At 68.5% G+C, this 12,344-nt stretch carries 9 protein-coding genes and 2 tRNA genes; 8 read left to right on the top strand and 3 right to left on the bottom strand.

What is annotated here, in order from left to right:
- Positions 1–132: 132 nt before the first annotated feature.
- The 5 genes from gyrB (at position 133) to JOD51_RS16655 (ending at position 5,626) form a co-directional block, all read left to right on the top strand.
- On the top strand, positions 133–2,154 hold the full coding sequence (gene gyrB, locus JOD51_RS16675) for a DNA topoisomerase (ATP-hydrolyzing) subunit B (protein WP_204610589.1): 2,022 nt from the start codon (positions 133–135) through the stop codon (positions 2,152–2,154).
- Positions 2,155–2,266: 112 nt separating this feature from the next.
- Complete coding sequence (gyrA, locus tag JOD51_RS16670) at positions 2,267–4,951, top strand: DNA gyrase subunit A (protein ID WP_239539906.1); 2,685 nt, start codon at positions 2,267–2,269, stop codon at positions 4,949–4,951.
- Positions 4,944–5,351 carry a DUF3566 domain-containing protein gene (locus JOD51_RS16665; protein WP_110902908.1) on the top strand — a complete coding sequence of 136 codons (408 nt, stop codon included), beginning with the start codon at positions 4,944–4,946 and terminating at the stop codon, positions 5,349–5,351. Before gyrA ends, JOD51_RS16665 begins: the two co-directional genes overlap by 8 nt.
- 72 nt (positions 5,352–5,423) lie before the next feature.
- Positions 5,424–5,500, top strand: a tRNA-Ile gene (locus JOD51_RS16660).
- Positions 5,501–5,553: 53 nt separating this feature from the next.
- Positions 5,554–5,626 (top strand) — tRNA-Ala (locus tag JOD51_RS16655).
- A gap of 1,119 nt (positions 5,627–6,745) precedes the next feature.
- Here JOD51_RS16655 and JOD51_RS16650 read toward each other — a convergent pair.
- Positions 6,746–7,321, bottom strand: a complete 576-nt coding sequence (locus JOD51_RS16650) for a hypothetical protein (protein WP_111075320.1) — start codon at positions 7,319–7,321, stop codon at positions 6,746–6,748.
- Between the two features lie 114 nt (positions 7,322–7,435).
- Here JOD51_RS16650 and JOD51_RS16645 point away from each other — a divergent pair, with 114 nt between their 5' ends.
- Positions 7,436–7,975, top strand: coding sequence for a peptidylprolyl isomerase (locus tag JOD51_RS16645; protein WP_166780592.1), 540 nt, complete (start codon positions 7,436–7,438; stop codon positions 7,973–7,975).
- A gap of 5 nt (positions 7,976–7,980) precedes the next feature.
- On the top strand, positions 7,981–8,832 hold the full coding sequence (locus tag JOD51_RS16640) for a rhomboid family intramembrane serine protease (protein ID WP_204610587.1): 852 nt from the start codon (positions 7,981–7,983) through the stop codon (positions 8,830–8,832).
- Between the two features lie 406 nt (positions 8,833–9,238).
- Here JOD51_RS16640 and JOD51_RS16635 read toward each other — a convergent pair whose 3' ends face one another.
- A complete protein-coding gene (locus JOD51_RS16635) occupies positions 9,239–9,493 on the bottom strand; it encodes a cell division protein CrgA (protein ID WP_110902913.1) in 255 nt (84 codons plus the stop codon).
- An 84-nt stretch (positions 9,494–9,577) separates the two neighbouring features.
- On the opposite strand from JOD51_RS16635, the gene JOD51_RS16630 reads away from it, so the two are divergent.
- On the top strand, positions 9,578–10,216 hold the full coding sequence (locus JOD51_RS16630; protein ID WP_204610579.1) for an anthranilate synthase component II: 639 nt from the start codon (positions 9,578–9,580) through the stop codon (positions 10,214–10,216).
- A gap of 159 nt (positions 10,217–10,375) precedes the next feature.
- On the opposite strand, the gene pknB is transcribed toward JOD51_RS16630, so the two are convergent.
- Positions 10,376–12,211 (bottom strand): Stk1 family PASTA domain-containing Ser/Thr kinase, encoded by a 1,836-nt coding sequence (gene pknB / locus JOD51_RS16625; protein WP_259558295.1) that lies wholly within the window; start codon positions 12,209–12,211, stop codon positions 10,376–10,378.
- Positions 12,212–12,344 lie beyond the last annotated feature (133 nt).

Genomic DNA, 12,344 nt, shown 5'->3' with positions numbered 1-12,344 from the left:
CAGACGAAATCATCCATCCGTCTGAGATTCGTCGCTCTGTGGGGCGTACGGCCCCCGGACCCGGGCCTCGCTGCGGTAGACTGGGGAGTGCAGTGTGCGGGCGTTCCGCGCGCAGGCAGGAGCACTCCCGACATGACATCTGAATCTGACGACGACCAGCGAGACCCGCAGAGTGACGAGGCCCAGCCGCAGGAGCAGGCCCCGCAGAGCGAACCATCGTACGGCGCAGACCAGATCCAGGTGCTCGAGGGCCTCGAAGCCGTCCGCAAGCGCCCGGGCATGTACATCGGGTCCACGGGCCCGCGCGGTCTCCACCACCTGGTGCAGGAGATCGTCGACAACTCCGTCGACGAAGCCCTCGCCGGCTACTGCGACACGATCAACGTCACCATCCGTGAAGACGGCGGCGTCCGCGTCATCGACAACGGCCGTGGCATCCCGGTCGACATCCACCCGAACGAGGGCATCTCGACGGTCGAGCTCGTCCTGACCGTCCTGCACGCCGGCGGCAAGTTCGGCGGCGGCGGGTACGCGGTCTCCGGTGGTCTGCACGGTGTCGGCTCCTCCGTCGTGAACGCGCTCTCGAGCGAGCTCGACGTCGAGGTCCGCCGGCAGGGACACGTCTGGCGCCAGAGCTACACCGACGGCGTGCCGGTGTCGCCGCTGTCCCAGGACGAAGCCTCCGACGAGACCGGCACCACGATCACGTTCTGGCCGAACGCCGAGATCTTCGAGTCGGTCGAGTTCGACTACGAGACGCTCCGGACCCGGTTCCAGCAGATGGCGTTCCTCAACAAGGGCCTGCGCATCACGCTCGTCGACGAGCGCACCCCGGCCGAGGGGGAAGAAGCCCGCAAGGACTCCTTCCGCTACGAGCGCGGTCTGGCCGACTACGTCGAGTACCTCAACGCGCAGAAGAAGGCCGACCTGGTCCACCCGGACGTCATCGGCTTCGAGTCCGAGGACCCGGAGCGCAAGATCGCGCTCGAGGTCGCGATGCAGTGGAACACCTCCTACCAGGAGAGCGTCCACACCTTCGCGAACACGATCAACACGCACGAGGGCGGCACCCACGAAGAGGGCTTCCGCTCCGCGCTGACGTACCTGGTGAACAAGTACGCCCGCGAAGCGAAGATCATCAAGGAGAAGGACGACAACCTCACGGGCGACGACATCCGTGAAGGGCTCACCGCCGTCATCTCCATCAAGCTCGGCGAACCGCAGTTCGAGGGCCAGACGAAGACCAAGCTCGGCAACACCGAGGCCAAGGGCTTCGTGCAGCGCGTCGTCGGTGCCGAGTTGACGCACTGGTTCGAGAGCAACCCGACGCAGGCGCGCGACGTCGTGCGCAAGGCGATCCAGGCCTCCCAGGCCCGCCTCGCCGCCCGCAAGGCGCGCGAGACCACGCGACGCAAGGGGCTGCTCGAGTCGGGCGGCATGCCCGGCAAGCTCAAGGACTGCCAGTCGAAGGACCCGACCCTGTCGGAGATCTTCATGGTCGAGGGCGACTCCGCCGGCGGTTCCGCCGTGCAGGGCCGCAACCCGATGACGCAGGCGATCCTGCCGTTGCGCGGCAAGATCCTGAACGTCGAGAAGGCCCGGCTCGACCGTGCCCTCGCCAACCAGGAGATCCAGTCGATGATCACGGCGTTCGGCGCCGGCATCGGTGAGGACTTCGACCCGGACAAGGCCCGGTACCACAAGATCGTGCTGATGGCCGATGCCGACGTCGACGGCCAGCACATCACCACACTGCTGCTCACGCTGCTGTTCCGCTACATGCGTCCGCTGATCGAGCGCGGCTACGTGTACCTCGCGCAGCCGCCGCTGTACCGCCTGAAGTGGTCGAACGCGGCGGACCAGTACGTGTTCAGCGACCGAGAGCGCGACGCGATGCTGCAGTCGGGCATCGCCGCCGGCAAGCGCATCCCGAAGGACAACGGGATCCAGCGCTACAAGGGCCTCGGCGAGATGGACTACAAGGAGCTGTGGGACACCACGATGAACCCGGACACCCGGACGCTCCTGCAGGTCACGCTCGAGGACGCCGCCGCGGTGGACAGCGTGTTCGCCACGCTCATGGGTGAGGACGTCGACGCCCGTCGCCAGTTCATCCAGCAGAACGCGAAGGACGTCCGCTTCTTGGACATCTAGGCCGGGAGGCGCGGCGTGAGCCGCGTCGACCCGACCCGACCCCTCGTGGTCGCGCCCGGCGCGACCAACGGACGACGAGCCTCCAGGCTGTCAAGGAAGGCAACGCAAGCACATGGCTGACGACAACGAGAACGGCGCCGACGAGCCCGAGATCGTGCACGGCGACAGTGGGGACATCGTCGTCTCCGGTGACCGCATCTCGCAGGTCGACCTGCAGCTCGAGATGCAGCGCTCGTACCTCGACTACGCGATGTCCGTCATCGTCGGTCGTGCCCTGCCGGAGGTCCGCGACGGCCTCAAGCCGGTGCACCGCCGCGTGATCTACGCGATGTACGACGGTGGCTACCGTCCGGACCGGGCATTCTCGAAGTGCTCGCGCGTGGTCGGCGACGTGATGGGACAGTTCCACCCCCACGGTGACAGCGCGATCTACGACGCACTCGTCCGGCTCGTGCAGCCGTGGTCGCTCCGGTACCCGCTCGCCCTCGGGCAGGGCAACTTCGGCTCCCCGGGCAACGACGGCGCCGCGGCCCCGCGGTACACCGAGACCAAGATGGCCCCGCTCGCCCTCGAGATGGTGCGGGACATCGAGGAAGAGACCGTCGACTTCCAGGACAACTACGACGGTCGCACCCAGGAGCCGTCGATCCTGCCGGCCCGCTTCCCGAACCTGCTCGTCAACGGCTCCGTCGGCATCGCGGTCGGCATGGCGACGAACATCCCGCCGCACAACCTCCGCGAGGTCGCTTCCGGTGCGGTCTGGGCGCTCGAGCACCCCGACGCGACGCGTGAAGAGCTCCTCGAAGCGCTCATGCAGCGCATCAAGGGCCCGGACTTCCCGACCGGCGCGCAGATCCTCGGCACCCGCGGGATCGTCGACGCCTACCGGACCGGCCGCGGCTCGATCACGATGCGTGCCGTCGTCAGCGTCGAGGAGATCCAGGGCCGGACCTGCCTGGTCGTCACCGAACTGCCGTACCAGGTCAACCCGGACAACCTGGCGATCAAGATCGCCGAGCTCGTCAAGGACGGCCGTCTCGCCGGCGTCGCCGACATCCGTGACGAGACCTCGGGCCGGACCGGGCAGCGCTTGGTCATCGTGCTGAAGCGCGACGCGGTCGCCAAGGTCGTGCTCAACAACCTGTACAAGCACACGCAGCTGCAGGAGAACTTCGGCGCGAACATGCTCGCGATCGTCGACGGGGTGCCCCGCACCCTGGCGCTCGACGGGTTCATCAGCGCGTGGGTCGACCACCAGGTCGAGGTCATCGTCCGCCGGACCCAGTTCCGACTGCGTGAAGCCGAGAAGCGTGCGCACATCCTGCGCGGTTACCTGGCCGCCCTCGACGCCCTCGACGAGGTCATCGCGCTCATCCGCCGCTCGCCCGACGTCGAAGAAGCCCGCAACGGCCTGATGGAGCTGCTCTCGGTCGACGAGATCCAGGCGCGTGCGATCCTCGAACTCCAGCTGCGTCGTCTGGCCGCCCTCGAGCGCCAGAAGATCCACGAGGAGGCCGAGGCCCTCGAGCTGAAGATCGCCGACTTCGAGGACATCCTCGCCCGCCCGGAGCGCCAGCGCACCATCATCATCGACGAGCTCACCGAGATCGTCGACCGCTTCGGGGACGACCGCCGCACCGAGATCATGCTCGGCTTCGACGGCGACATGAGCATGGAAGACCTCATCCCCGAGGAAGAGGTCGTCGTCACCATCACCCGCGGTGGCTACGTCAAGCGCACCCGCAGCGACCAGTACCGCTCGCAGCACCGGGGCGGCCGAGGTGTCCGCGGGGCACAGCTCCGCGCGGACGACGTCGTGGACCACTTCTTCGTCACCACGACGCACCACTGGCTGCTGTTCCTCACCGACCAGGGCCGCGTCTACCGGGCCAAGGCGTACGAGCTGCAGGAAGCCGGACGTGACGCCAAGGGCCAGCACTCGGCGAACCTCCTGGCCATGCAGCCGGATGAGAAGATCCAGCAGGTCCTCGACATCCGCGACTACGAGGCGGCGCAGTACCTGGTGCTCGCCACCGAGCAGGGCCTGGTGAAGAAGACCGCGCTCACCGAGTACGACACGAACCGCACCGGTGGCATCATCGCGATCAACCTGCGCGAGGGCGACAAGCTCCGGTCGGCGCTGCTCGTCGACGAGCACGACGACCTGCTCCTGGTCTCGCGCCACGGCATGTCGCTGCGCTTCACCGCCACGAACGACACGCTCCGTCCGATGGGTCGCTCGACCTCCGGAGTGAAGGGCATGTCGTTCCGCGGGGACGACACCCTGCTGTCGGCGTCGGTCGTCGCGGACGACGGGTTCGTCTGGGTCATGACCGAGGGCGGCTACGCCAAGCGCACCTCGGTCGACCAGTACCGCATCCAGGGTCGCGGTGGTCTCGGCATCAAGGTGGCCCGTCTGGCCGCCGACCGGGGCGACCTCGTGGGTGCCCTCATCGTCGGCGAGGACGACGAGGTGCTCGTCGTGCTGCAATCGGGCAAGGTGGTAAGGTCTGCCGTGGCCGAGGTCCCAGCCAAGGGCCGGGACACGATGGGGGTCGTCTTCGCGAGGTTCGCGGAGAACGACCGGATCATCGCTGTGGCCCGGAACAGTGAGCGGAACCTGGACGACCAGGAGGACGCCGAGATCGAGCCCGCGGGCCCGGTCGAGACCGTCAGCCCGGACGAAGCGGTCGCCGACGCCGCCGACGCAGAGCTCGTGGAGGAAGTCTCCACCGACGCACTGCCCACCGACGCCGCGCCTGTCGAGGCCGGAGAGGACGAGTCAAGCAATGAGTAGTGTCGCCGAGAAGCTCCAGCGGAAGGCGAAGCGGCCCGTCGGGACTCGTCAGGTCCGACTCCGCCTGGTCTACGTCGACTTCTGGTCGATGGTGAAGCTGTCCTTCCTCATCGCCCTGGCCGGCTCGATCGTGATCGTCGTCGCCACGGCGCTGGTGTGGGTCATCCTCAACCAGACCGGCGTCTTCGACCAGATCGACAGCCTGTTGAAGGACGTCACCGGTCAGAACAGTTACTCGATCATGGACCAGTTCTCGCTGGGCCAGGTCCTCGGGTTCTCGATCGTCGTCGGCATCCTCAACGTGGTCGTCGGGACCGTGCTGGGCGCCATCGTCAGCGTCCTGTACAACCTCAGCGTGCGGATCACGGGCGGCGTGCTCGTGGGCTTCACCAACAACTGACTTGGTCCGGGTGGGCCGACCCGCTCGATTTCGCTCCGGCGCGATCGTGGGGTAGGCTTTCATCCGGTCTGAGGGGCTATAGCTCAGGCGGTTAGAGCGCTTCGCTGATAACGAAGAGGTCCAAGGTTCAAGTCCTTGTAGCCCCACCACAACTCAACTCCCGCGTCGGAAGTCTCGGCGTCGCGGCCGATCCGGTCGCTCCGGGGCCTTAGCTCAGTTGGTAGAGCGCTGCCTTTGCAAGGCAGATGTCAGGAGTTCGAATCTCCTAGGCTCCACTCCCTCCGCGTGAGCTCTGCTCCGCTCGTTCCTCGCTTCGCCGTTCTCGGTCGTCGTGCCTACTCGCGCCGCCGCCCCTGCGGCGCGGGCGTCGTGCGTGCAGGCGTCCGGTGCGTCGGCGTTCGCCGTCGATCCCGGTGCTCGGGTTCGGGGTTCCGTGTTCCGGTCTGGGTTGGCCAAGTCGCGGGATCGCCCTGCCGGGGGCATGCCCGGGGTCTGCGGGCGAGTGGTCATGAAGCGTCGGTTGGCGGGCCTCCAGGCGACGGTTCGTGACCGGTGGGCGGGAGTCCTGCGGGGTGTTCTGACCGGTCGGGTTGCTGACCGGTCGGGCTGCCGGCATGCCCGGGGTTTGCGGGCGAGTGGTCACGAAGCGTCGGTTGGTGGGCCTCCAGGCGACGGTTCGTGACCGGTGGGCGGGAGTCCTGCGGGGTGTCCTGACCGGTCGGGCTGCTGAGCGGTCGGGCTGCCGGCATGCCCGGGGTTTGCGGGCGAGTGGTCACGAAGCGTCGGTTGGTGGGCCTCCAGGCGACGGTTCGTGACCGGTGGGCGGGAGTGCTGCGGGGTGTTCTGACCGGTCGGGTTGCTGACCGGTCGGGCTGCCGGCGTGCCCGGGGTTTGCGGGCGAGTGGTCATGAAGCGTCGGTTGGTGGGCCTCCAGGCGACGGTTGGTGACCGGTGGGCGGGAGTGCTGCGGGGTGTCCTGACCGGTCGGGCTGCTGAGCGGTCGGGCTGCCGGCATGCCCGGGGTTTGCGGGCGAGTGGTCACGAAGCGTCGGTTGGTGGGCCTCCAGGCGACGGTTGGTGACCGGTGGGCGGGAGTGCTGCGGGGTGTCCTGACCGGTCGGGCTGCTGAGCGGTCGGGCTGCCGGCATGCCCGGGGTTTGCGGGCGAGTGGTCACGAAGCGTCGCTTGGCGGGCCTCCAGGCGACAGTTCGTGACCGGTGGGCGGGAGTGCTGCGGGGTGTCCTGACCGGTCGGCCTGCTGGCTGCGGCCGAGCTACTCGGCGGAAGGGTGGCGGCGTGTCGTGCGACGTCGAGGGCGGACGCGAAGGCCACACCGCCGGGGAACGACGAAGGGCCCCGGCAGCGTGCCGGGGCCCTTCGAGCGAACCAGGAGATCAGGCGGCGGGCTTGCCCGCGTTGTCCGCGTCATCGGCGACCCAGAGGTCGTCGTCGGCGCGGAGCGTCTGGTACGCGGCGTAGGCAGCACCGGCGACCGCGACGACACCGACGATGATGAGGGCGACCCCACCGAAACCGATGCCCTTCTTCGGTGCGACGGCCGGCACGTACTTGCCGGCAGCCTTGCGCGCGGTCTTGCTGCGCTTCTGTGCTTCCTTCACGATCTTCTGCACGCGGGGGTCCTTCGCCAGGTCCCCGACGCTGAGCACGGAGCCAGCGGTGGAGATGAGGCCGGGGACGACCTCGGACTGGAACCGGTGCGAGGCGTTCTGTGCTGCCGAGGTCGCAGCGTGCACCCCGGTCGCGACCGCGGGACGGAGCCCGTTGTCGATCGCGTTCTGCACGCGGGGAGCGAAGTCCTTGCGCGCAGCATCAGCCGCGTGCTCCCGGGCCTCGGTCAGGATGGCGTTCGCGTGCTCAAGGACCTTCCGCTGCTCACCGAGGAGTGAGGCGGTCTTGCCCTTGAGCTTCTTGATCTGCTTCCGGCGCTTGCGCGGGATCTCGATCGACATTCGGTACCTCCATGGCTCGACGTGACCCCATCCTGCCACCCGAGCGCCTGACAGGTCACAGAACCCCGGCTGTGCGTCCCGTGCACATCCAGCGGCACATGCGAGAATCGGGTCATGTCTCTGCACACCGCTGTCGCAACGATCCACACCAACAAGGGCGACATCCGCGTCAACCTGTTCGGCAACCACGCACCGAAGACCGTCCAGAACTTCGTCGGTCTCGCGACCGGCACCCAGGAGTGGACGCACCCCGGCACCGGCAAGGTGTCGACCGACAAGCTCTACGACGGTGTCGTCTTCCACCGCATCATCAAGGACTTCATGATCCAGGGCGGCGACCCGCTCGGCCAGGGCATCGGCGGCCCGGGCTACCGCTTCGACGACGAGATCTCCCCGGAGCTCACGTTCCAGAACCCCTACATCTTCGCCATGGCGAACGCCGGCCTGCAGGGTGGCCGTGGCACCAACGGCTCGCAGTTCTTCATCACCACGGTGGCGACCCCCTGGCTGCAGGGCAAGCACACCATCTTCGGTGAGGTCGCCGACGACGAGTCGCGTGCCGTCGTCGACGCGATCGAGGCCGTCCCGACCGACGGTCGCGACAAGCCGGTCGACGACGTCGTGATCCAGAGCATCGACGTCGAGGACGTCTGAACCGAGTGACCGACTCCACCTCGGCTTCGTCCAACACCTGCTACCGGCACCCTGACCGGCAGAGCTTCGTGCTGTGCCAGCGCTGTGGGCGGACCATCTGCCCGGAGTGCCAGACGCCGGCAGCGGTCGGGGTGCACTGCCCCGAGTGTGTGCGCGAGCAGCGGGCGAAGTTCACCGAGAACCGTCGCGCCTCCGGCCCGAGCAGCCTGACGGTCGCCCGGCGCCGGTTCGCGATGCTCGACCAGAAGGGGACCGTCGTCCTCATCGCGGTGTCGGTGGCCATCTGGCTGCTCGACCAGGTGTCGGGTGGCTTCCTCAGCCAGTGGCTCGCGTACAACTCGGCGCTGCTGCCGACACAGCCGTGGCGCATCGCCACGGTGCTGTTCGTCCACTCGGGCGTCTTCCACATCCTGTTCAACATGTGGGCGCTGTTCATCTTCGGACGGATGCTCGAGAACATGCTCGGGACGTGGCGGTTCCTCGCGCTGTACTTCATCGCGGGGATCTCGGGGTCGATGCTCGTCACGTTCCTGGCACCGGGGACCTGGGTCGTCGGCGCCTCGGGAGCGATCTTCGGGTTGTTCGCGGCGTTCTTCGTCCTGCAGCGCAGTCTCGGCAACAACGCCGTGCAGCTGCTCGTCATCATCGGGCTCAACCTGGTGATCGGGTTCCTGCCCGGTACGAACATCTCGTGGCAGGCCCACGTGGGCGGCATCCTCGCCGGCTTCGTCACCGGGTTCGTGTTCGCCCGGACGCGCAACGTCCGGCAGCGTGGCCTGCAGGTCACCCTGCTCGCTCTGGAGGCTGTGGTCGCCATCGCGCTCTGCTTCGTCGGGTACGCGGTCACCACCGGCTGACGCCGCCGCAGGTCCACCAGAACGCCCCGTCGCTCCCGCGACGGGGCGTTCTGTCGTCGGAGCCAGCGCCTGCCGTCGCAGAGCACAGACCTGATCTCGCGGCCGAACGACCGTTGTCCACACCTCCCCGCGGAGTTCTCCACAGTTGGGGACAGATCGGTGAGTTACACGGGTGTGATTATCCCCACTGTGGAGGAGCCTGTGGAGAACTCCGGACACGGGGTGGGGACAGTCATGTGGAGAACGCGCGGATCTGTGGAGAACCGTGCTCGCGCCTCCCGATCGGCCGATTCTCGGCCCTGTGGCTTGTGGACAGACACAGAGCCTGGCCCCGCCTGCGCGAACGACGACGCCCGCCGCACCGGGAGCGGTGCGACGGGCGTCGAGGGGGCGTTGGAGCGAGTGGTCAGCGCCACCGGGTGGTCATGAGGAAGCCGACGAACATGATGCCGAAGCCGATCAGGATGTTCCACGAGTTCAGCGACGGAACCGGGAGCGTGCCGCCGGAGACGTAGAAGACGATGACCCATGCGAGTCCGATCAGCATGAAGCCGAACATGACGGGCTTGAACCACACGGGGTTCGGCTGGTCCCCCGCAGTGTCGACCGAGTCGGCTCGGGTCGTCCGGGCGGGCTTGGTGCGGTCCTTGTCCATGGCCATGGCCGGTATCCTACCGTCACCATGCGTGAGTTCCGGCCCCGTCCGACCGGACTCACATCCCCCCACGAGTACCGTGAACGGCCCATGACCAAGATCCTCGTCGTCGACAACTACGACAGCTTCGTGTACACCCTCAACGGCTACGTCCAGCAGCTCGGCGCGGACACCGACGTCGTCCGCAACGACGCCTTCCCGGAGACCGAGATCGCCGACCGGATCGCCGAGTACGACGGCGTGCTGCTGTCGCCCGGTCCGGGCACCCCGGCCGACGCCGGCGTCTCGATCGCGACCGTGCGTGCGGCCATCGCCGCGGACAAGCCCCTGCTGGGCGTCTGCCTGGGACACCAGGCGATCGCCGAAGCGCTCGGCGCCACGGTGACGCACGCCGACGAACTCATGCACGGCAAGACGTCACAGGTCGACCACGACGACAGCGTGCTCTTCGCCGGTGTCCCGCACCCCTTCACCGCGACGCGGTACCACTCGCTCGCGATCGTCGACGGCACGGTGCCCGACGAGCTGACGACCACGGCCCGGACCGCGGGCGGCGTCATCATGGGCGTCGAGCACCGCGGTGCACCGGTCTACGGCGTGCAGTTCCACCCGGAGTCCGTCCTGACCGAGGGTGGCTACCGGATGGTCGGCAACTGGCTCGAGACGGCAGGCCTCAGTGGCGCTGCCGAGCGGGCCGACGGACTCGGGCCGCTCATCACCGGTCACTGACCGTCGGTCGCGGCCCGCACGGCGAGCGATCGACGTGCAGGGTGATCGATCGTGGTGCGCGGCGATCGATCGTGGTGCACGGTGATCGCGATCGGCGTGCGCGGCTGTCGGTCGCTGCCGCAGGACGTCCGACGGCCAGTGAGCGTCTGATCCGCTCCCCTAGCCGAGGTTCGCGTCGCCGCCGCCCGAGTCGTTCGACGTCCCGCCGTTCGACGCTCCGCCGTTCGACGCCCCACCGTCGTCGGGGGCTGCCGGCTTGCGGGTCGGCTGGCGCTGGGCGGACGCGGCGCAGTAGGTCAGCGTGATCGAGCTGCCCTGCGCGACGTCGCCCGCGGGCACGCTCTGCTGGGTCACCGTGGTGCCCGTGCAGGCGTAGGACGGGGCCGGCTGCACCGTGAGACCGAGGCCGGTCAGCGTCGAGCTGGCGGTCTCGAACGGCTGCTGCGTGACGTCGGGCAGCTGGACCTTGCCGTTGGACACGACGAGGTTGACGACCGAGCCCTTCGCCTGGGTGCCGCCAGAGGCCGGGTCGGTGCTCAGGACCGTTCCCTCGGGCACCGTCGGCGAGTAGTCCGAGCTGACCGCGCCGACCGAGAAACCGGCGGCATCGAGTGCCTTCGTCGCGGCGTCCTGCGTCTGTGACCGCACGTCCGGCACGGCGATCTGCTCCGGCCCGGTCGAGACCACGACGCGGATGTCCTGGTCGCGGGCGACCGAGGTGCCGGAGCCGGGGACGGTCCGGATGACGTCGTCCTTGTCGACGCTGTCCGACGGTTCGTCGTCGCGGACCGCCTTCAGGCCACGCTTCTCGAGCGTGGCCTGGGCCTGGTCGAAGGTCTGACCGGAGACGCTCGGCACCTTGATCGACGAGCTCACCGGTGGCTTGCCCGGCTCGAGGTTGGCGACGAAGTACGCCACCCCGGCGATGACGGCGATGGTCAGGACGATGCCGAGCCAGATCCAGGCCACCGGGGGCCGGCTCTGGGTCCGCTGGGGACGGCGCTCCTGCGTGTCGTCGAGCTCACGGAACGCGACGTCGGCGTTGGCCGCGGCACGCGGGTTGACCCCGAACAGCAGTGCGGCGTCGTCCGCGGCTGCTGCGGCGAGCTTCTTCTTCGAGATCGGGACGTGTCCGGCGGCGGCCTGCTGCAGGTCGCGTCGGAACTCCGCAGCGTTCTGGAACCGCCGGGTGCGGTCCTTCACGAGGGCGTGCAGCGTGACGGCGTCGAGCGCCGGTGACACCGTCGGCGTCATGGTGGACGGGGCGACGGGCTGCTCGCTGACGTGCTGGTAGGCCACCGCGACCGGCGAGGCGCCACGGAAGGGCGGGTGCCCGGTGAGCAGCTCGAACAGCACGATGCCGGTGGAGTACAGGTCGGTGCGGGCGTCGACGACCTCGCCGCGGGCCTGCTCCGGGGAGAAGTACGACGCGGTACCGAGGATCGACGTGGTCTGCGCCACCGTGGCCGAGGTGTCCGTGATGGCGCGAGCGATGCCGAAGTCCATCACCTTGACCTGGCCCGAGTGGGTGATCATGACGTTGGCCGGCTTGATGTCGCGGTGCACGACACCGGCGCGGTGGGAGAACTCGAGCGCGGTCAGGATGCCCTCGACGATGCGAGCGGCTTCTTCCTGCACGACCGGACCCTCGGCGACGATCTCGCTCAGCGGGCGACCCTCGACGTACTCCATGACGATGAAGGGGACCTGCACCTCGGCGCCGGAGTTCTCGCGCACGGTCTCTTCGCCGGCGTCGTAGACCCGGACGATCGTCGGGTGGGCCATGCGGGCGGCCGCCTGGGCTTCCTGGCGGAAGCGCGTGCGGAACGCGGGGTCGTTCGCGAGGCTCGGCTTGAGCAGCTTCACGGCGACTCGCCGACCCAGCCGTGTGTCGGTGCCGACGTGCACGGTGGCCATGCCGCCGCGTCCGATGACGTCACCGATCTCGTACCGGTTGGCGAGGAGCGTGATCCCCGCGGTCACACCTTCAGGCACGTACTCCTCCGAATGTCCGTCCGGGCAAGTGTACGGCAGGGCTCTCTGGGGGGACGCTGGCTGGCCGCCCTCCGGCAGCAACCGTTACCGGAACGTGGCGAGGCCCCGACGTCGAACACGTCGGGGCCTCGCG

This window comes from Curtobacterium herbarum, from assembly GCF_016907335.1.
GTDB classification, from domain to species: domain Bacteria; phylum Actinomycetota; class Actinomycetes; order Actinomycetales; family Microbacteriaceae; genus Curtobacterium; species Curtobacterium herbarum.
The sequence above is the reverse complement of the archived record's forward strand: the minus strand, read 5'-3'. Positions and strand labels throughout refer to the sequence as shown.

Excerpts from the sequence above, each read along its gene's own strand:
- gyrB (WP_204610589.1), top strand. The coding sequence starts at position 133 with ATGACATCTGAATCTGACGACGACCAGCGAGACCCGCAGAGTGACGAG.
- gyrA (WP_239539906.1), top strand. The coding sequence starts at position 2,267 with ATGGCTGACGACAACGAGAACGGCGCCGACGAGCCCGAGATCGTGCAC.
- JOD51_RS16665 (WP_110902908.1), top strand. The coding sequence starts at position 4,944 with ATGAGTAGTGTCGCCGAGAAGCTCCAGCGGAAGGCGAAGCGGCCCGTC.
- JOD51_RS16650 (WP_111075320.1), bottom strand. The coding sequence starts at position 7,321 with ATGTCGATCGAGATCCCGCGCAAGCGCCGGAAGCAGATCAAGAAGCTC.
- JOD51_RS16645 (WP_166780592.1), top strand. The coding sequence starts at position 7,436 with ATGTCTCTGCACACCGCTGTCGCAACGATCCACACCAACAAGGGCGAC.
- JOD51_RS16635 (WP_110902913.1), bottom strand. The coding sequence starts at position 9,493 with ATGGCCATGGACAAGGACCGCACCAAGCCCGCCCGGACGACCCGAGCC.
- JOD51_RS16630 (WP_204610579.1), top strand. The coding sequence starts at position 9,578 with ATGACCAAGATCCTCGTCGTCGACAACTACGACAGCTTCGTGTACACC.